The sequence below is a fragment of the Lysobacter enzymogenes genome (assembly GCF_017355525.1).
GTDB lineage: Bacteria > Pseudomonadota > Gammaproteobacteria > Xanthomonadales > Xanthomonadaceae > Lysobacter > Lysobacter enzymogenes_C.
In genome coordinates this window covers 482,405-501,735 of record NZ_CP067395.1, presented here as the reverse complement: position 1 = coordinate 501,735, position 19,331 = coordinate 482,405, and the positions used below count along the sequence as shown (strand labels likewise).

17 protein-coding genes and 1 pseudogene are annotated in these 19,331 nt (G+C 69.5%); 9 read left to right on the top strand and 9 right to left on the bottom strand.

Going from position 1 to position 19,331, the window contains the following annotated elements:
- Positions 1–159 precede the first annotated feature (159 nt).
- Together JHW38_RS02385 and JHW38_RS02380 are read left to right on the top strand one after the other, a co-directional pair.
- Positions 160–327, top strand: coding sequence for a hypothetical protein (locus JHW38_RS02385; protein WP_207524439.1), 168 nt, complete (start codon positions 160–162; stop codon positions 325–327).
- A 90-nt stretch (positions 328–417) separates the two neighbouring features.
- On the top strand, positions 418–582 hold the full coding sequence (locus JHW38_RS02380; RefSeq protein WP_207524438.1) for a DUF1328 domain-containing protein: 165 nt from the start codon (positions 418–420) through the stop codon (positions 580–582).
- Positions 583–686: 104 nt separating this feature from the next.
- Here the strand turns inward: JHW38_RS02380 and JHW38_RS02375 are convergent, their stop codons facing one another.
- Positions 687–1,313 (bottom strand): hypothetical protein, encoded by a 627-nt coding sequence (locus JHW38_RS02375; protein WP_207524437.1) that lies wholly within the window; start codon positions 1,311–1,313, stop codon positions 687–689.
- Here JHW38_RS02375 and JHW38_RS02370 point away from each other — a divergent pair.
- Positions 1,312–1,572: a hypothetical protein gene (locus tag JHW38_RS02370; RefSeq protein ID WP_207524436.1), complete on the top strand. Its 261-nt coding sequence runs from the start codon at positions 1,312–1,314 to the stop codon at positions 1,570–1,572. The two genes, JHW38_RS02375 and JHW38_RS02370, sit on opposite strands and share 2 nt — an antisense overlap.
- A 237-nt stretch (positions 1,573–1,809) precedes the next feature.
- Here the strand turns inward: JHW38_RS02370 and JHW38_RS02365 are convergent, their stop codons facing one another.
- The 4 genes from JHW38_RS02365 to JHW38_RS02350 all read right to left on the bottom strand — a co-directional run bounded on the left by JHW38_RS02365 (position 1,810) and on the right by JHW38_RS02350 (position 7,512).
- On the bottom strand, positions 1,810–2,028 hold the full coding sequence (locus tag JHW38_RS02365) for a hypothetical protein (RefSeq protein WP_207524435.1): 219 nt from the start codon (positions 2,026–2,028) through the stop codon (positions 1,810–1,812).
- A gap of 107 nt (positions 2,029–2,135) precedes the next feature.
- A complete protein-coding gene (locus tag JHW38_RS02360) occupies positions 2,136–3,140 on the bottom strand; it encodes a hypothetical protein (RefSeq protein ID WP_207524434.1) in 1,005 nt (334 codons plus the stop codon).
- Between the two features lie 395 nt (positions 3,141–3,535).
- Positions 3,536–6,652 (bottom strand): autotransporter domain-containing protein, encoded by a 3,117-nt coding sequence (locus JHW38_RS02355; protein WP_207524433.1) that lies wholly within the window; start codon positions 6,650–6,652, stop codon positions 3,536–3,538.
- Between the two features lie 371 nt (positions 6,653–7,023).
- Positions 7,024–7,512, bottom strand: a complete 489-nt coding sequence (locus tag JHW38_RS02350) for a hypothetical protein (protein ID WP_207524432.1) — start codon at positions 7,510–7,512, stop codon at positions 7,024–7,026.
- 273 nt (positions 7,513–7,785) lie between these two features.
- Between JHW38_RS02350 and JHW38_RS02345 the strand changes: the two genes are divergently transcribed.
- Both JHW38_RS02345 and JHW38_RS02340 read left to right on the top strand, forming a co-directional pair.
- Complete coding sequence (locus JHW38_RS02345) at positions 7,786–8,427, top strand: antitoxin Xre/MbcA/ParS toxin-binding domain-containing protein (RefSeq protein ID WP_207524431.1); 642 nt, start codon at positions 7,786–7,788, stop codon at positions 8,425–8,427.
- A 34-nt stretch (positions 8,428–8,461) separates the two neighbouring features.
- Positions 8,462–8,941 (top strand): RES family NAD+ phosphorylase, encoded by a 480-nt coding sequence (locus tag JHW38_RS02340; protein ID WP_207524430.1) that lies wholly within the window; start codon positions 8,462–8,464, stop codon positions 8,939–8,941.
- Positions 8,942–9,195: 254 nt separating this feature from the next.
- Here JHW38_RS02340 and JHW38_RS02335 read toward each other — a convergent pair whose 3' ends face one another.
- The 4 genes from JHW38_RS02335 to JHW38_RS02320 all read right to left on the bottom strand — a co-directional run bounded on the left by JHW38_RS02335 (position 9,196) and on the right by JHW38_RS02320 (position 12,634).
- Entirely contained in the window at positions 9,196–9,915 is a 720-nt protein-coding gene (locus JHW38_RS02335; RefSeq protein ID WP_207524429.1) for a DUF4166 domain-containing protein, read from the bottom strand.
- Positions 9,893–11,413 carry a TIGR01777 family oxidoreductase gene (locus JHW38_RS02330; RefSeq protein WP_207524428.1) on the bottom strand — a complete coding sequence of 507 codons (1,521 nt, stop codon included), beginning with the start codon at positions 11,411–11,413 and terminating at the stop codon, positions 9,893–9,895. The genes JHW38_RS02335 and JHW38_RS02330 overlap by 23 nt, the downstream gene beginning before the upstream one ends.
- A gap of 10 nt (positions 11,414–11,423) precedes the next feature.
- A complete protein-coding gene (locus tag JHW38_RS02325; protein ID WP_207524427.1) occupies positions 11,424–11,870 on the bottom strand; it encodes a thiol-disulfide oxidoreductase DCC family protein in 447 nt (148 codons plus the stop codon).
- 62 nt (positions 11,871–11,932) lie between these two features.
- The gene (locus JHW38_RS02320) at positions 11,933–12,634 is read right to left on the bottom strand and encodes a GbsR/MarR family transcriptional regulator (protein WP_207524426.1); all 702 of its coding nucleotides are present in this window, start codon (positions 12,632–12,634) and stop codon (positions 11,933–11,935) included.
- A gap of 370 nt (positions 12,635–13,004) precedes the next feature.
- Here JHW38_RS02320 and lexA point away from each other — a divergent pair, with 370 nt between their 5' ends.
- The 4 genes and pseudogenes from lexA (at position 13,005) to JHW38_RS02300 (ending at position 19,246) form a co-directional block, all read left to right on the top strand.
- Positions 13,005–13,694 (top strand): transcriptional repressor LexA, encoded by a 690-nt coding sequence (lexA, locus tag JHW38_RS02315; protein WP_207524425.1) that lies wholly within the window; start codon positions 13,005–13,007, stop codon positions 13,692–13,694.
- Positions 13,695–13,718: 24 nt separating this feature from the next.
- Positions 13,719–14,333, top strand: a pseudogene (gene imuA, locus JHW38_RS02310) (translesion DNA synthesis-associated protein ImuA); the annotation flags it as partial.
- A 318-nt stretch (positions 14,334–14,651) separates the two neighbouring features.
- Positions 14,652–16,103: a Y-family DNA polymerase gene (locus JHW38_RS02305; RefSeq protein ID WP_207524423.1), complete on the top strand. Its 1,452-nt coding sequence runs from the start codon at positions 14,652–14,654 to the stop codon at positions 16,101–16,103.
- Positions 16,100–19,246, top strand: coding sequence for an error-prone DNA polymerase (locus tag JHW38_RS02300; protein ID WP_207524422.1), 3,147 nt, complete (start codon positions 16,100–16,102; stop codon positions 19,244–19,246). Before JHW38_RS02305 ends, JHW38_RS02300 begins: the two co-directional genes overlap by 4 nt.
- The last annotated feature ends 85 nt before the right edge of the window (positions 19,247–19,331 follow it).

Sequence of the window (19,331 nt, the reverse complement as noted above, 5' to 3'; positions counted from 1 at the left end):
GAACCGAGAACGCGCCCGGCCTTCGCTTCGCTTGTTAGGCGCATGTTCCCGCAAGGTGAGGCAATCGGCCTGCATCGGCGATCCGTCGTTAACCCTGCAACGCGCAGCTTCGATGCATCCGAATCGACTCCGGCTCGGATCCATCAGCGAGGTGCAGACATGGGCAACCAACAGCAAGGCCAACCCGGACAGCAGGGCCAACAAGGCCAGCAGGATCAACACGACCAGAAGGATCGCGAGCGCCGCGAGCAGAATCCGGGCGAGAAAAAGCAGGGCGATCAGGATCGCGACGGACAGCAGGGCGGCGGACAGAATCCGCAGCGTTGAACCATCCGCCTGATCGACACAACAAAGAGGGCCCCGTCGGGCCCTCTTTTTGGCCGACGCGTCCGCGTCGACGACTTCCGGAGATCCGACATGCTTCACTACGCCGTAATTTTCCTAGTCATCGCCCTCATCGCCGGCGTCCTGGGCTTCACCGGCATCGCCGGCGCCGCCAGCCAGATCGCCTGGATCCTGTTCGTGGTGTTCTTGATTCTGGCGGTGATTTCGTTCTTCAGGGGCCGCGGGCCCGCGGCGTAAACTCCGCTTCGGCCAGACCGCCGCAAAGGTCCGGCCGCAGCGCGACAACGAAAGGCCCCGCATCGCGGGGCCTTGTTTCATCCTCTGCGCAATCGCAGCGGCGCCTACTGCGCCGGGGTTTCGACGTGGATCGCGGTGCTGCGCGCCGCCAGCGCAATGATCTCGTCCGCGGTCAGGCCCGCGACCTTGTCCTTGATGCGGCCGATCGACGGCGCATCGAGTTCCGGGTTCTGCATCGCGTCCCGGGCACTGCCTACGTCTTCCAGGTTCAGCACCAATATCGCCAAGGACAGCTTTCGCCGCTCGTCTTCGGAGCGGCCGTCCATCATGACCTTGTACGACGCTTCGGCCGTCTGCTTGCTCGTCGCGTCGACGCGAACGGCCTGCGGCTGAGCGGCCGCGGCGGTGCCGAGGGCCAAGCTTGCGAGAAACAACGCGGCTGCAAGATGCTTGAACATAAGGCGACTCTCCCTGGTGAAACCCCGTCGTGATGATCGGCCCGAACCGTCGCGCCGATCGGCGTCGCCGCACTCTACTGCCGCGCCGGGCGCGCATCGTGAACGAGCTTTATACGCAGCAGCGATCGCCGATTTCGCGCCGCCGGCATGAGCCGGTTTCGCCGCGTTTTCCGAGTCAGCCATCGGACCGCCGCATCCGATCCCGGCTGCGGCCGAGGTCCGCGCAAGCGCGCGCCCGATCGCGATCCGGCGCGCCGCAAAGGAAGACATCATGAAAATCGGATCGGCGCTGTTGGCGCTGGCGGCGGCGCTGGCGTGTTGCCCGGCGGCGCATGCGGGAAACCAATACTTCGGCGGCGATGTGTCGCTCAACCTGCCGGGGCGCGGGGCCTCGGGCGGGCTCAACGCGGCGCGGCGCAGCGCCGATCCGCGCGCGGAAATCGGCTGCGCGGTCAAATACGGCATTCCCGACTCGTCCTATCCCTACCCCGGCCTCACCCAGGTGTACGTGAGCTGCCGCGCGCTGAACTAGCAAGGGAGCCTGTATTGCATCTCGGTGGATCCGGCCGTCGTCGACATCGCCCGGACCATTTCGCCGTCCTCGTTCGTAGCGTTCTCCGCGGACGCCAACGGCGTTTGCTCGCGGTTGATGGTGGACAACAGCTCCAGCCATCTGCCCTGAGCGGCGGCGTGCGGCCTCGACGCAAAAAACGCGAAGGCCGGCTTGCGCCGGCCTTCGCGGTTCGAAGACGGTGCGACAGAAGCGGACTTATTCGTCTTCTTCCTCGTCCTCGTCGCCTTCTTCTTCGTCCTCGTCTTCCTCGTCTTCGTCCTCGTAGGGCAGGCCCATCGAGTAGCGCAGCCACGGCTCGCCGCCGCTCTTGGTGCCGGTGGCCACGGCCAGGACGACCCAGCCGTCCTGCAGGCGCTGGTTCACTTCCTGCACGTCGTCGATTTGCACCACTTCACCGATCGTTTCCAGATCCACGTGTCTTTCGCTCCTGGGTGGGAGCGCGAAGCATACGGCAGGCGGCGGCGCGGGGTAAGGCGTCGGGCGCCACGCGGCAGCGCGACGAGATCGGCGACGCCGCGCGGCTACGACTTCGCGCAGCTCTCGCCCTGCTTGTCCGCGTACCAGATCGCCCGCCGCGCGCGGTCGTAGGCCATGTCGGCCGAACGCGGCAGCAACTGCCGGGCGCTGATCGGGTCGGCGCCGTGGCCGTAGGCGTATTCGATGCGCTGCAACTCGTCCAGGCCCGCCAGCGCCGGCGCCAGCCACTGCCGCAAGCGGTCCAGGCCGCATTCGCGGCGGCGCGTTTCCAGTTCGCCGATGGCTGCGCGGATGCGCGCGCTGGCCTCGCCCTTCAGGCCCGGCGCGCGTTCGAACGCGATCGGCGCGGCCTTGTAAGCGTCGCCGGTGGCCTCGCTGCCGAGATCGGACGGGCGCTCGTGCAAGGCCGGGTTGAAGCGCACCGGCGGCGGCGGCCGTGCGGTCACTTCTTGAATCTGTTTGCGGCCCGGCAGCTTCTCGGCGATTTTCTTCAGGCGATTGTCGAGCTTTTCCATCAAGGCCTCGCCCAAGGTGCCGTCGGTGCCCATGGCGAAACCGGCGGGTTCCGGCGGCAACGGATTGGGGCGTTGGAAGGCGTTGCGGACCTTGTTCGCCGCCGGGTCCTCGTCGCTGCCCGGGATGTAGGTCTTGCGCTTCATCGGATCGAATTCGGGATTCGCGGCGAGCGCGACGCGGCCTTCGACGGTGTACAGCTGCGTGGACGGCGCGGCCTTGGCCGGTGCGGCGGGCGCGAGCTTGGGCGCGCTCGCGGACGGCGCGGTGGGCGGCGTTGGCGCGGCCGATGCGGAGCGCGCCGCGCGCGGCGACGCTGCGGCCGCCGCCTGGCTGCGTTGCGGCGGCGGTTCGGGCGAGACTGCGGGCGCGTCGGCCGGCGCGACGCGTTCGATCCAGACCACGTCCAGCTGCGTCGCCCGCGGCAACGGCGTCGGCACCGTCATCAGCAGCCAGACCATGAACGCCGTCGACGCCAGGGCGATGGCGATCGCGCTGAGCCGTAGCGGCAGTTCCTGCGATGGCTCGTGATGCATGGCGCCTCGGTTGCGAAGATCGGTGTTTGCGCGATGCGTCTGCGGCGTTCGCCCGGCGTCGCGGCGCGAACGCGGAACCGGCGCTGCCGATGCGCGCTGCCACGGCTCGCGGCCGCGGCCGGCGGGACCGCAGCGGCGATACGGGCAGCGCGAGGCGCGCAGATCGGAACGGGGCGACGATAGCGAGGAGCGTGGTCGCGGGAGAATTAAATTTCCGTTGTTCGCGCCGTTGCGGCGAGATCGGTGTAGCTCGCGTTCACGAACCGGCGACGGTGCATCGCTGCGAGCTCAGCGCCTGCGTCGGCCGCTGCGGATCGCGCAAACGAAAAAGGCCGCAACGGCCTCGCGCCGTTGCGGCCCCGCGGCGCCCCGGGAGGCGCCGGTGACTCGGTCGTTCAGAACCGCAGCGAGTAGCGCGCGTTGACGCCGTGGTCGTCGGCTTCGTCGCCGAACTGCCCGCTGTAGTTCAGCTCGAGCAAACCGTTCGCGCTCAGGCGCGCGGCCACGCCGGCTTCGAGCACGGTGGCGTCGTCGGCCAGCGGCGCGCCGGCCGTGTCGAACGCGGCGCCGCCGCGCCAGGCGACCTGGGCGACCGGCGTCAGGTCGCCGCTGGCATGGCGACGGCCGAGACCGCCGCGCAGGCTCAGCCAGCTCTGGTCCTGCTGCGAACCTTTCAGGTCGAGATTGAAGCGCACGCCCAGGGTCGAGACATCGACCTTGCTCTGCGCCGAGCGACCGCTCAACGCAGCGGCGCCGCCGGTTTCCTGGAACGCATCGGTCTTGACCCGCACCTGCGCGAACTGCAGGTACGGCTCCACGCCCCAGGCCGCGCCGCCGAAGCGGTAAGCGCCTTCGACGAAACCCTGGCGGGTCTTGCCGTCGTAGGCCGCGCGGGTGCGGTCGGCGAAGCCGTCGAAGCCGATGCGGCGTTCCAGGGTCAGGTCTTGGCTGGCTTGCGTATAGCCGGCGCTGAGGCCGAAACGGCCCCAGTTCTGGCCTGCGTACACGCCGATCTGGATGCTCTTGATCCGGCCCTTGTCGAGGCGGTCGTTATTGTTGTCGATGCGGCCGCCGCCGCCGAGCGCGCCGATCCGCCAACCGTTGGCGAAGCGGTAATCGTAGCCGACCAGCGTCGCCGAGCCGTTGTACTCGTTGCGCGCGGCGTTGCCGTCGCCGTCGAGCGTGCCGCCGGATTTCAGCGCCTGCACCCAGGCGCCCTGCGAAGCGCCGTCGCCGTCCGCGGCGAACCCGCCGCGGCCGCTGCGCGCGCGCGCCAGCGCGGCGTCGCGCACATGGCGGCTGTCGTCGACGGCGATCGAACGCAGGCTGGCGTGGCCTTCGCCGCTGAGCGCATCGAGCGCGGCCGGCGCCTGCGCGGGGAACAATTGGGTCAACACTTGCGGCAGCCCCTGCCCGACCGCCAGCGCATCGGCCGCGGCGGCCGCGGCGCGCTGGTTCGGCGTGGTCGCGGCCGAGGCCAGCGACGCGCCGCGCACCACGTCCAGCGCGACCGCGTTCGCCGCATAGCTCAGGCCGAACTGCAGGAACGGCGACAGCGCGCCCTGGTCGACGCCGGCGAAGCGGCCGCTGACGCCGCCGGCGGCGTTGAGCAGATTGAAGTTCTGGCCGAGCACGTAGCGCCCCGGCGCGTACAGCACCTGCACCGTGCCGCCTTGCAGCAGCGCCTTGCCGGCGACGTCGATGCGGTCGGCGCGGCCGTCGGCCGCGACTTCGGCGACATAGGTCGAGCCCGCGGCCTGGGTGTAGTCGCCCTGCACGCTCAACGTTCCGATGGAATTGCCGGGCGACAGCGTGCCTTCCATGCGCACATCGCCGACGATGCGGCCGCTGCCGGCGAGCACGCCGCCGGCATGCACCGGCAGCTGCGCGCTGTCGAGCGTGCCGTTGACGACCAGCGCGCCGCCGTCGACCTGCGCGGCGTAGGCGTTGCGGCCGGTCAGTTCCATCACGCCGCCGGCGACGCGCAAGCCGCCGAACGCGTTGTTGCCGCTGAGCCGCAACCAACCCGCGCCGGACTTGGTCAGCACGCCCGGGCCGCCGATGTCGTTGCGCCAATCGTCCCAGGCCGGCCCGTCCCACACTTTCGCGCCGCCGGCCGCGCGGTCCATGACCACGTCGGTGTCGACGCGGATCTGGCCGGGGCCGTCGATGGCTTTGCGCAGGTCGATCAGGCCCCAGCCGTAGATTTCGTCGACGCCGGGCGCGCCGAGGTCGGTGGCGGTGGTCAGCAGCACGTCGCGCACCTGCGGGCCGTTCAAATACGGATAGCGTTCGAACAACAGGCTCAGCGCGCCGATCGCGTGCGGCGCGGCCATCGAGGTGCCGGTGAGGTTCTCGTAGCTCCACTGCGGCTTGGAGCGGTCGAGCAGGATGGCCAGGGGATCGTCGCCGTCGAGCGTGCCCTGCATCGTCGTTTTGACCCGGCCGCCGATCTTGGCCGAATAGATGTCGGTGCCCGGCGCGGACACGCACCAGTCCTTGCTGTAGGCGCAGATGCTCGAACTCGGCGCGATCGCGTAGCTGCCGTCGTCGTTGCGCGCGACGTTGGCCACGCTGAGCCAATACGGCTGCGCTTCCGGCCGGAACGTCGGCATGCCCGGATAGATGTTGGCGATGTTGCCCGAGTCGTTGCCGAGCGCGACCACGTTGACGATGCCGTGGGCGATGGCGCCGTTCATGTAGGCGTCGTAATAGTCCTGGCCGCTGCGGTACTCGCGCTCGATCGCCGCGCGGGTGTTGGCCTCGCCGGCCTTCACCGGCAGCCAGATTTCGATGTTGACCGCGCGCACGCCGTTGGCGCCCATCTGCGCGTAAAGATCGTCGATGATCGGCTTTTCGCTGCCGTAAGCGCTGCCGGCGATGTAGTTGTGCTGCCATTTGCCGCTGGAGTCCTGATCCCAGCGATACACCGTGTCGCCGAAGAAGCGCGCGGTGACCAGGCGCGAGCCGAAGGCGACGCCGTGCATGCCCTGCCCGTCGCGCTGCGCGACCATGGTGCCGGCGACGTGGGTGCCGTGGTTGCCGTACTCGGTGTAGTTGTAGTTCGCGCCGTTGAACGGATAGACGTACTCGGTGCCGATGATCGGGACGTCGCCGCGGGTGGCGAAGCAACGGCCCGGCCCGCGCATCACCGCCAGCGACGGATCGACGGAGCAGCCGGGTTCGGCCAGGGTCAGCGCGACATGGCCGCGGCCGGCGAACTCGGGATGGTCCAGGCCGACGCCGGTGTCGTACTGGCCGATCGCGACCCCTGCGCCGGTGAGGCCGCGTGCATACGCGTAGTGCGCGTTGATCGCGCCCAGGCCCCAATCGCGTTCGAATTCCTCGCTGCGCCAGCTGTCGGCGTCGCCGGGAAGGCCGCTCGTCGTTTGCGCGGCGCTGAGTCCGGGCACGGCGAGCAGGGCCGAGAGGATGGCGACGGACAGCGGGGCGAGCGAGCGGCGACGCGGGCGAGCGGACGAGGGACGCTTACGGTTCGGAACGCGGGGCATGGGGGATTCCTGGCTGCGGCGGGCAAAGCTGCGGACGGCGGAACCACGAGGCCGCCGACGCGCATCCCTGACCTAAACGCATGCAACGCGCGTGCTCCCTACCACGCCTCGTGTGTTTTTTCGCATCGTGAGCACTGTGTACAAGATCGCTCGCAATGCCGCATCGCGGCGCGCGCGAACGCAATGTCGTTCGAGTCGCAACGAGCGGGCGATGCTGCGAATCAGCGCAGCAAGGGCTCGGCGCTTGCGATCGGCGCCTGAGGAATGCAGCTGCAAATAAAAACGCGCACGCTGTTGTGTCAGCGTGCGCGCACGTATTGTTGTTCGGGTCGCGAACGACGCGCGCGGATGCGCCTCGTCGCCTCCGCGGCTCAGCGCTTGCGGAACGCCGGCACCAGCGCGCCTTCGGCGAGCTTGCCGTTGGCCTTCCACACCACCGTCGCCGACGGGAACTCGTCGCTGCGCGCGTACGCCGCCGCTTGCGCGGCGAGCACCTTGGTCGCCGCGCCGTTGGCCGGGTTCCAGGCGAACACGCCCTGCTTGCCGTACCAGACCACCGGGGTGGTGGTGTCCAGGCGCGTGTCCGGGCACAACGCGTAACCGTGCGACTCCAACACCTTCAGCGCGGCCGCCGGCACCGCGGCGACGCCCGGACGGGTGCGGGCGTCGGAATGCTCCGGGCAGGTCTCGGCCGAACGCGCCATCGCGGCGGCGTGGGCCGCGTTGTCTTTCGCCGGCGCCGCCGCGCGGCGCTTCTGCGCATCGGCATGCGGGGCGAGGATGAGCAACAAGCCCAGGCTGGATCCGAGCAGGCCCGGTCCGAGCAGGCGAGATCCGAGGATGCGCGACTTGCAATTCATGACGACTCCGGAAACGAAACGTAGGGACGCGGAACGGCCGGCGCGGGCGTCGGCCGCCGGGCCGCAGGCCGTTCAGCCGTGCAGCATAGCAACCAGAAGTGTGAGATTTCGTGTCGACTGCCAGCTCTGACGGGTCGCCGCCCAGGCAGTGTCCCGCACCGCGGTCGCACGGCCCGCGACCCTGCCCGGCCAAGCTGAACCCGGGCGAGCCGGCCTGCCATTTTCGTACAATATTGAGCTATGATCCGTCCAGATCCAGACGAGCCGACCGCCGTGAGCAAAGCCAGCAAGCCCCCCGCCGCGGCCAAGAGCGCCGCCAAGACCGCCGCCGCCAAGCCGCCCGCGCGCAGCCGCGCCAACGCCCGCGAAGGGCAGCGCGCCGTCCGCGACGGCGCCTACCCCGCGCCCGCCGCCAAACGCGGCCTGAGCGTGCGCGAGCATTCCGCCGCACCCGCCTATTCCGCCGCGCCGGCCACCCTCAACAGCTACGTCGCGTATCTGCGCGAAGCCACTCCGCTGCAACGGGTCGAGGCCGAGCGCGAAGGCGTGCCGGCGCGCATGGTCAAACACATGGCCAGCGACATGGACCTGCCGGCGGTGCGCATGTTCGACATCCTCGGCATCGCCAAGGCCACCGCCGAGGCCAAGGCCGCGCAGCAGGCGCACATCACCGGCGCCAGCGGCCAGGCCGCGCTGGGATTGATCCAGTTGCTCGGCATCGCCCGCGACATCGTCGACGACAGCACCGATCCGGCCGCGGCCGAGTTCGACGCGGCGCGCTGGCTGGGGCAATGGATCGAGCAGCCGCAGGCGGCGCTCGGCGGGCAGAAGCCGGCCGACCTGCTGGATACGCCGACCGGCTTGAGCGTGGTCGCGCGCCTGCTCGGCGCGCTGGCCAGCGGCGCCTACCAATGACCCGCCGCCACGGCGCCAGGACGAGGCCGCCGCGATGACGAAACTGTGGCGTATCGCCGGCGAGACCCGCGCCTACCGCGCCGAAGACATGAGCGGCGCGGGCGCGGCCAAATTCCCCGGGCGCTGGAACGACGAAGGCCAGCGCGTGCTGTACACCGCCACCTCGCTGGCGCTGGCGGCGCTGGAGACTGCGGCCTATGTCGATGCCCACGGCCTGCCGCTGAACCGGCATGTGGTGTCGATCGAAGTGCCGGCGTCGGTGTGGAAGGCGCGCATCCAGCTCGCCGTCGCCGACCTGCCCGGCGGCTGGGACGCGGTGCCGGCCGGCCTGGCCAGCGTGCGCATCGGCGCGCAGTGGCTGCGCGGCGGCGACTCGGCGATCTTGCTGGTGCCTTCGGTGATCGTGCCGGAGGAGTACAACGCGCTGATCAATCCCGAGCATCGCGACGCGAAGAAGCTGCGCGCTACGGCGGGGCGGAAGTTTCAGTACAACGTGGTGTTTCGCGCGCCTTGAGGCGGCTGGAATGCGGTCGCGTCGCGTTTGCGGCGCGATCTTGCGGCTCCGCGGTCGCGACTTGCGCCGCTCCTACAGGGAGCGGGCGCAGATTCGCAGTCGATGCGGTTCCGAGCTGCGCGGGCTTTTTGTAGGGGCGGCGCGAGCCGCGAACGCGATGCATCGGGCTCGCGGCGCAACCTTGCGACTGCGCGGTCGCGGCTTGCGCCGCTCCTACAGGTAGAGCGGCCGCGGAGTGCGCGGCCGCTCGCGGCTCAACCGCGCATGCGCTGGAAGCGGCCTTCCTGGTGGAACAACGGGCCGAACCAGGGGTGGACGACGTCGATGCTGACTTCGAACTGCTCGGCGTCGAGGTCGCGGTGCACCAGCACGAACCGGCCCGGCCACAGCGGCCTGGGCAGCGGCAGGCGCAAGCCGCGCCAGTGCAGGAAGAAGCCGTCGTCGACGAACACCAGCCGGTTCGGCAGCACTTCCAGGCGCACGCGCATGCCCAGGCCGCCGCCGAAGTGTTCCAGCAGTCCGCCGTCGGCGCCCAGGGTCATGCGCGAGCGGAAGCTGAAGATTTCCTCGGCGAAGTGGTAGGTGCGGGTCTTGATCCAACCCAGCCCGCGTTGCAGCGGTTCGATATCGAAGCGGAACGGCACGTCGTCGGCGTTGTGGTGCGGCAGCACCCGCGCGTAGCGGATCAGCCGCGCGAACAGCGCGCCCAGGCGGGTGCAGCGCACCTGGTCCATGTCGCCGACGTACTCGGCCCGGGCCTGGCCCTGGGCGAGCGCGAAGCGCGCCTGGATATGCGGATGCAGCAGCGCCCAACGCGGGCCCAGCGCGGCCTTGAGCAGTTCGGCCAGGTCGTGCGCGGCCGGCCGTGCGCCGTTCGCGTGGGTGGCGGGCGGCTCGGCCGCCGCGGGAGCGACGGCGCGGGCGCCGGCAGCGGCGGCGTGCGTCGGCAGGTCAATGCGTTGCAACAGGTCCATGTTCCTCACCCGGGTGTCCTTCACCCACATAGTCGAAACGAAGTTCGGCGGCCACCGCGGCGGGCGCGGCGCCCAGGGCGCTGGCGAGCACGGGATGGACGAAGACGAAACGCTGGTCGGTCAGGCGCTGCGGTTCGACGACGGGGCCGTCGAGCAGCATCGTCGCCATCTCGCCGAGCGCGAGCCGCAGCGGCGCGGCCGGCATCGCCAGCCAGGCGGGACGATGCAGCGCACGCGCCAGCTCGCGGGTGAACCCGGCCTGGGTGCAGCCGCCCGGCGCGACCAGGTTGTAGGGGCCGCGCACGCCGGCGTGCGCGACCGCGTGTTCGACGAAGCGCAGCACGTCGTCGAGGTGGATCCAGGCGAACCACTGCTTGCCGTCGCCCAGGCGCGCGCCGGCGCCGAGCGCGGCCGCCAGCGACAGCATCGGCAGCAGGCCGCCGCTGCGGTGCAGGACCAGGCCCAACCGCAGCGTGGTCAGGCGCACGCCGCGCTCGGCCACCGGCGCGGCCGCGCGTTCCCAGGCCGCGCACAGTTCGCTGGGGAAATCGCCGCGCACCGGCGCGACGTCGCGCAGTTCCGGGCCGCTGCGCGCGTGCGCGCCGTACAGGCCGACCGCGCTGGCCTGCAGCCACAGCGCCGGCTTGCGGGTGGCGCGGTCGCACCAGGCGCGCAGCGCATCGGTGGTGCCGATGCGGCTGGCGAGCAGCGCGCGCTTGCGCTGCGGCGTCCAGCGCGGGCCGACCACCGGCGCGCCGGCGAGGTTGACGACCACATCGATGGTTTCGTCGTCGCGCAGTTCGGCGGTGTCGACGATGCAGCGCGCGCGGCCGCCGAAACGCAGCGCGGCGCGGCGCGGATCGCGGCTCAGCACGGTGATGCGGTGGCCGCCGGCGAGCAGGCCTTCGACCAGCGCGGTGCCGATGAAGCCGGTGCCGCCGCTGACCAGGAAATGCTGCTGCGGATGCTGCGCCAGCAGCGGCCGCGGCGCCGGTTCGGCGGCGTTGGCGCGCGCGGCCAGTCCGTCGCGCACCGCGCTGACGCCGATGCCGAGCGCGGCGGCGCTGAGCGCCCACGACATCCACCCGTGCGCCGCCGGCGCCAGCGCGCTCGGCAGCGCCCAGTCGGCGCGCGTGGCCAGCGCGTACACCGCGAACATCGCGCCGCCGTTGACCGCGAGAATCGTGTGCAGCACGCGCTCGGTGTTCGGCAGCAAGCGGGTCGCGTCCTCGACCACGAAGTCCCACAGGGTGATCGCGACTTCCACCAGCACCAGCGCCCACACCGCCGCCAGCCACAGGCCTTGCGGGCGGATCCAGGCGAACACCAGGAACAGGAAGCCGTAGACGAAGCCCCGCGCCGCATGCAGCTTCAGTTCCAGCGCCGCGCTGCGGCGGTTGGCGAGCTTCTCCATCACTTCGTGGTGGGCGATCGTGTCCAGCGCGCCCATCGCGATCTGCAACAGCAACAACGTCAGAAACAAGGTGTGCAGGTCCATGACCGCATCCTCAGTAGTGAGTGGGGCAATGGCCGTCGTCGCAGCGCGGCGCGGGTTCTTCGCCGGCTTCGCGATAGCCGAGCCAGCGCGAGACGCGGTGGCGGTTCGGCGCGATCCAGCGGTAGGCGCGCGCGGCGGCGCGGCCGGCGCCGGGCACGCGCAGCGGCCAGGTCAGCCAGCCCAGGCCGACCGCGCGATAGGCCTCGGCGATGCCGGGCACGCCGATCCGCCATTGGCCGTCCGCGCCGCGCACGTGCAACGCGTTGCGCAGCGCTTCGAGTTCGAAGCCCCACTGCGCGGGATCGAAATCCGGTGCGGCGATGTCGACCAGACGCAGGCGGTCGTAGCGGTCGCCGGCCTTGAGCCGGTGCATCTCGGTGCGGCACAGCGGGCAGGCGCGGTCGTACAGCGCGACGACCTGTTCGGTGGGCGGGCGTGGTGCGGGATCGTTCTTCATGATCGACTCCTACGGTTATTTCGGTAATTACAGAAATTTGCAGGCAAAAAAGGGGCGCGGGCTCAGGACGAGCGCACGCCCGGCGGCGCGGCGGCCGCGTCGTCGCGTGCCTCGCCTTCGCCGGCTGGGTCTTTGTGCGCACCGCCCTCGCCCGCCGCGTCTTCGTCGGCGAACAGCACGCCGGCGGCCTGCGCCTGCGGTTCGGGCAGCGGCTTGACCGGCCCGCGCACGAACTGCTGGATGCGCGCGCCCATCTTCAGCAGCTTGATCAGGGTCTTGGGGTCGAGCCGGTTCATCTCGTCGATCCAACTGGTGCCGGTCTCCATGAACTCCAGCACTTCGCGCATGCGCGCCAGGGTCAGGCGGTCGCGCGGGTCGGCCGGATCGGGCGCGACCGCGGCGTTGTCGCCGTCGAGCACGGCGGTGCGCAGCATGCTCAGGGTCGGTTCGATCTCGCGCCGGCGCCGCTCCTGGACCACGGCGCGGAAGATGTCCCACACATCCTTGTAGGTCTCGAAATGGTCGCGGCGGTCGCCGAGGACGTGGGTGACCCGGGCCAGGTTCCAGGACTGCAACTCGCGCAGGCTGGTGCTGACGTTGGAGCGCGCCAGGTTGAGGGTTTCGCAGATCTCGTCGGCGGTGATCGCGCGCTCGGACAGGAACAGTAGCGCGTGGATCTGGGCGACGGTGCGGTTGACGCCCCAGCGGCTGCCCATCTCGCCCCAATGGAGGACAAAGCGTTCTTGCAGGGGGCTGAGGGGCATGGGAATTCTCTAATTTCTGTTTAGACAGAAATTAATGAAGCAACAGGACGGCGTCAATACGCCGCAGCGACCGTTGGTCGGTTTCCTGTCTGCTCCCTCGCGCGAGCGCTGCCCCGTTTCCTTCCTGTAGGAGCGGCGCGAGCCGCGACTGCGGGGTAACGGATTCGCGGCGAAAGCTGCGTTTCAGGCTTCCTGCTGGCGCGGCGAGCGTGCGGGTCCGCGGTCGCGGCTCGCGCCGCTCCTACAGGGAGGTCCCGTCGCAACGGCTGCGACCGGGCGGATCCACTCTGCGCCGATCCGTCGCCTCCCATCCGTCGGCCATGCCCGCCCTGCACTATCCGCGTGCCCCGGTTATTACTAAAATTAGTACATGAGCCTTACCGACCTCCGCCGCGCCCTGCTCGCCTTCCTGCACGAACGCCTCGCCGCCGACGGCCTACCGCCGTCGCAGCAGGAAATCTGCGCGCGGTTCGGCTTCCGCCAGAACCGCTCGGCCGGCTATCACCTGCAGGCCTTGCACGAGGACGGCCTGATCGAGCTGCTGCCGGGCCGCGCGCGCGGCATCCGCCTGCGCGCGGCCGGCGTGCGCGAGGCCGTGGCCTGGCGTGCGGAGCGCGAAGGGCTGGACGCGCCGGCCGACGCGCTGGCGTGGCCGGCATCCGCCGGCAACGACGACGCGCGCGCGCCCTTGCCGATCCTCGGCCGGGTCGCCGCCGGCGCGCCGATCGGCGCCGATGCCGACGTCGAGGCGCAGGTGCTGATCGACCGCACGCTGTTCACGCCGCGGCCGGACTACCTGTTGCGGGTCAAAGGCGATTCGATGCGCGAAGACGGCATCTTCGACGGCGATCTGGTCGCGGTGCACCGCACTCGCGACGCGCGCAGCGGCCAGGTGGTGGTGGCGCGGCTCGGCGACGAAGTCACGATCAAGCGCCTGCGCATCGACGCCGACGGCATCGCCCTGCTGCCGCGCAATCCCGATTACGCGCCGATTCGGGTGCCGGCCGATGCCGACTTCGCGATCGAAGGCCTGTACTGCGGCCTGGTGCGCAGCGCCTGAGCGGCCGGCCATGAGCACGCCTGCATGAGCACCACGCCCGTATCGCTGGAAGGCCTGATCGGTTCGCGCCGGCTGTGGCGCGGGCAGAACGCGCAGATCGCGCCGTCGGCGCAGCCCACCGGCCACGCCGCGCTCGACGCGGCGCTGCCGACCGGCGGCTGGCCCGAGGCGGCGCTGACCGAACTGCTGCTGGCGCAGGCCGGCGTCGGCGAATTGCAGCTGCTGTGGCCGGCGCTGGCGCGGCTGTCGCGCGCGGCGGCGGGGCACGAGGCCGGCATGATCGTGCTGGTCGATCCGCCGTTGCTGCCGTATGCGCCGGCCTGGCGCGACGCCGGCGTGGTCCTGTCGCGCTTGCAGGTGGTGCGCGCGAGCGGGCGCGACGCGCTGTGGGCGGCCGAGCAATGCCTGCGTTCGGGCGCGTGCGCGGCGGTGCTGTGCTGGCCGCAGCGCGCCGACGACCGCGCCCTGCGGCGCCTGCAGGTGGCGGCCGAAAGCGGCCAATGCCTCGGCTTCGCGCTGCGCGAGATGCGCGCGGCGTTGAACCCCTCGCCGGCCGCGCTGCGCATCGCCATCGACGCCGCGCCGCGGCAGTTGCGCGTGCTCAAGTGCCGCGGCGGCAATGCGCCGACGCGGCCGATCGCGTTCGGCCACGACGATGCGCGCCTGTCCGCTTCGCGCGGCGAGAGCTTGAAGAACAGCGAACTGCGGGCGCCGCGCAGCGTCGAGGCCGCAACGGCCGTCGCGCAGGAAACGCGCAGCGCGGAGGTGATCCGCTTGCGGCCGCAGTCGCTCGGGTCTCTCGCCGCCATCGGCACCAGGAGCGGCGCGACGGAAGTCACTCCCGCACAGGCAGCCGCCGGGACCGAAATCCTTCCCGCACCGGCTTTTGCGGGAGGAACGTCCGTCCCGACGCCTTTGTCCCAGCCGCTGCCAACCCCGCAACGCTGACGCCGCGCCATGCGCTGGGCCTGCCTGCTGCTGCCGCAACTGGCGATGGACGTCGTCCTTCGCCAACATCCCGAACCCGACCGTCCGCTGGCGCTGGTCGAAGGCCCGCACGCGCGCCGCCGCCTGCATTCGGTCAACGCCGCCGCGCGCGCGCTCGGTTTGCGGCCCGGGCTGTCGCTGGTCGCCGCGCAGGCCATCGTCGACGGCTTCCAGACCGCCGAATACGACCCGCAGGCGGCCGAACGCGCGCGCCAGCTGCTGGCGGCGTGGGCTTATCGCTACAGCTCGCAGGTCAGCACCGATTTCGCCCACGCCGTGGTGCTGGAAATCGCCGGCAGCCGCCGCCTGTTCGGCGCCTGGCCGCAGTTGCGCCGGCGCCTGGCCGCGGAACTGGCCGAACTGGGCTTCCGCCACCGCATGGCCGCCGCGCCGAATCCGTTCGCCGCGCGCGCGCTGACCAACATCGGCGACGGCTTGTTCTTCGACGACGAGATCCTGCTGCCGGCCTTGGCCAAGCTGCCGATCGAACGCAGCGGCCTGGATGCGTCCACCGTGCAGGCGTTGCAACGCATGGGCCTGCGCCGGCTCGGCGCGGTGTTCGCGCTGCCGCGCGCGCCGCTGGCGCGCCGCTTCGGCCCCGACCTGCTGCTGCGCCTGGACGCGCTGCGCGGTCAGGCCGAACCGCCGCTGGGCTTCTACCAACCGCCCGATATGTTCGACGCGCGCATCGAGCTCGGCCACGAAGCCGAATCCAGCCAGGCGTTGCTGTTCCCGCTGCGCCGCCTCACCGCCGACCTGGCCGCGTACCTGTCGGGCCGCGACGGCGGCGTGGCGCGGTTCAAGCTGCTGCTCGAACACGAGCGCCACAGCCATCGCCTGCAACACCCGCCGAGCGAGGTCGCGGTCGGCCTGCTCGCGCCCGAGCGCGAGGCGGCGATGCTGTTCGAACTCGCGCGCGGCCGCCTGCAGCACGCGCAACTGCCGGCGCCGGTGGTGGCGCTGCGCTTATTGGCCGAGGAACTGCCGCCGTTCGTGCCGGCCGCGCGCGACCTGTTCGACCCGCGCCCGCAGCAAGCGCTGCCGTGGGCGCAACTGCGCGAACGCCTGCGCGCGCGGCTCGGCGACGAACGCGTGCACGGACTCGCCGCGCACCCCGACCATCGGCCCGAACGCGCGTGGAAGGCGCTGCCCGGCGATGCGCCCAGAGCGCGCGCTGAGCAAGACCCGGCGCCCGCGCCCGCCGCGACCCGGCCCGGCTGGCTGCTGAGCGAGCCCGAACCGCTGCGCGAGCCGGTCGCGCGCATCCTCGCCGGGCCCGAGCGGATCGAATCGGGCTGGTGGGACCAGGACGACGTGCGCCGCGACTATTACCTGGTCGAAACCGCGCGCGGCCAGCGCGCCTGGGCCTACCGCGACGCCGGCGGCGACGGCGCGCTGATCGTGCACGGCTGGTTCGCATGAGCGCCCTGCCCGCCCGCATCGGCGCGCAGGATCCGCTGCCGGAGTATGCCGAGCTGCATTGCCTGTCGGCTTTCAGTTTTCAGCGTGGGGCGTCCACCGCCATGGAACTGTTCAAGCGGGCCAAACTGCTTGGATACAGCGCTCTTGCGATCACAGACGAATGCACGCTGGCTGGCATCGTCCGTGCGCTCCAAGCCGCTCGCGAAACCGGCATGAATCTGATCGTGGGTAGCGAAATCCAAATAGCCGACGGCCCCAAAATAGTATTGTTGGTGAAGGATCGGACCGGTTATGCGTCGCTTTGCGGCCTCATCACCGAAGCGAGAATGCGCGCCGAGAAAGGCGAATACCTGTCTTTACGCGATGATTTCGACGATCGCTGCGGCGGCTTGCTCGCCTTATGGATACCTCGACGCGACGAACTCGACGATCTGCATGCTTCTTGGCTGAAAGGAAAATTCGGCGACCGGCTATGGATCGCAGTCGAACTGCACCGCGGCTCCGACGACGACATGCAATTGGCTGATCTGAAGGCACTGGCCGCCCGCCACAACCTCCCTTGCGTTGCCGCGGGTGATGCGCACATGCACGAACGAGGCCGGCGTGAGCTTCAAGACACGCTGACGGCCGTTCGACATCGGACTACCGTAAATGCGGCCGGAGAGCGACTCTTCCCCAACGGCGAAAGGCATCTACGGATCCGTAAAGCACTGGCGGCGATCTATCCGCGGGACATGCTGACCGAAACGTTACGGATCGCCGCACAGTGCAATTTCGATCTGAAACGGGATCTGAAATACGAATATCCCCGCGAGTTGGTCCCCCGGGAGGAAACTCCGACCTCTTGGCTTCGCAAGCTGGTTGAAAAAGGCGCCGCAAGGCGATGGACCGAGGGTGTTTCCCTACGCGCGCTCGATCAAATCGACAGCGAACTTTCCATCATCGCCTATCACGGGTACGAGGCTTACTTCCTCACCGTCCATGACATCGTGAATTTCGCCCGATCCAAAGACATCCTTTGTCAGGGACGAGGGTCGGCAGCCAACTCGGTAGTCTGCTATGCCCTCGGCATAACCGAGATCGATCCGATCAAACAGAAACTTCTGTTTGAGCGGTTCATGTCGCGTGAGCGGAAAGAACCACCCGACATCGACGTCGATTTCGAACATGAGCGGCGGGAAGAGGTACTTCAATATGTCTTCGAACACTACGGCCGGGATCGCGCCGCCTTGACGGCGGTGGCCATCAGTTATCGCGGTCGCAGCGCTGTACGCGATGTAGCCACTGCACTGGGTATGCCACAAGATCAAATTAGCGAGCTATCCAAAACCTTGGATCGCTGGAGCGACGGCACCCTGTTGATCCAAGAACTGAGCGAACGAGGCTTCGACCCCGAATCGCCGGTACTCACAAAAGTGGTCGAACTGAGCAATCTTCTGGTCGAAAACAACTTCCCAAGACATCTATCCCAGCATCCCGGCGGCTTCGTCATTTCCGAACACGCGCTTCACACATTGGTCCCTGTCGAGAACGCGGCGATGGAAAAGCGAACGATAGTGCAATGGGACAAGGACGATCTGGACGAGCTCGGAATACTCAAGGTCGACTGCCTCGCGCTCGGCATGCTGACCGCAGTCCACAAGATATTCAAACTGCTCAAGTCCCAAGGGCACGGCGACATGGCTATGTCGGGAATCCTAGAGCTTGGCGACGACAAGAAGGTCTACGAGATGATCTGCAGAGCCGACACCATCGGTGCGTTTCAGATCGAATCGCGGGCGCAGATGTCGATGCTGCCCCGCCTCAAGCCGACGAAGTTCTATGACTTGGTCGTCCAGATCGCGATCGTCCGTCCCGGCCCGATCCAGGGAGACATGGTCAACCCCTATCTCCTTGCCCGAAAGAAAGAACCCCACGAGATCGAATATCCGAAAGAAGAACTAAAAGCCGCGCTCGGGCGCACGCTCGGAGTTCCGCTTTTCCAAGAACAGGTGATGCAGATCGCCATGATCGCAGGCAAATTCAGCGCCGATGAAGCCGATGCGCTTCGCAGGTCTATGGCCGCATGGAAACGTCACGGCGGGCTGGAGCCTCATCGCAAGAAACTGACGGAGCGAATGCTTGCGAACGGATACGAAATCGAATTCATCAACCGAATTTTCGAACAGATAAAAGGGTTCGGCAGTTACGGATTCCCTGAGTCACACGCCGCCAGCTTCGCTCTCATCGCCTACGTCAGCTGCTGGCTCAAGCACTACCACCCCGCCGCCTTCGCCTGCGGCATCATCAACTCGATGCCGATGGGCTTCTACACCCACGGCCAGATCCTGCACGACGTGCGCCGCCACGGCGTGACGATCCTGCCGGTGGACGTACGCTACAGCGATTGGGACTGCACCCTGGAAGCCCTGCCCGGGCGCGGCGAGCGCAAGCATCCGCACGCGATCCGGATGGGGCTGCGCCTGATTGCCGGCTTCGACGAAGCCGCCGCCGACCGCATCAGCGACGCGCGCGCGCAGGCGCCGTGGCGCGATATCGACGATCTGTGCGAGCGCGCCGCGCTGGACCCGCGCCTGCGCGCCGTGCTCGCCGACGCGGGCGCGCTGCGCGCGCTGGTCGGGCACCGCCATCGCGCGCGCTGGGCGGTCGCCGGCGTGGACACCCAGTTGCCGTTGTTCGCCGGCGTCGCCCGCGCCGAAGCGCAGGTGGCGCTGCCGTTGCCGAGCGCGGGCGAGGACGTGCGCGCCGATTACGACATGCTCGGCACCACCTTGGGCCCGCATCCGCTGGCGCTGCTGCGCAGCGCGCTGCATGCGCGGCGCTGCCGGCGTTCTTCGCAGCTCAAGCACGTCGAGCATGGCCAGCGCGTGCGCTTCGCCGGCCTGGTGACGGTGCGCCAGCATCCGGAAACCGCGAGCGGGGTGACCTTTCTGAGCCTGGAGGACGAGGACGGCATGGTCAATGCGGTGGTCTGGCGCGATCTGGCCCAGCGTCAGCGGCGGGTGCTGGTGGAAGCGCGGCTGATGGCGATCGACGGCAAGCTCGAGCGGGTCGACGGCGTGCAGCATATCGTCGCTGCGCGGATGGAGGATCTGACTTCGTTGTTGGGGTCGTTGGCGACGAGTTCGCGCGATTTTCATTGAGGAGCGCCCTCACCCCAACCCTCTCCCGCAAGCGGGAGAGGGAGCCAAGCGCAGTGGGTCGCCCTCGCCCGGCCCGAACGCACGG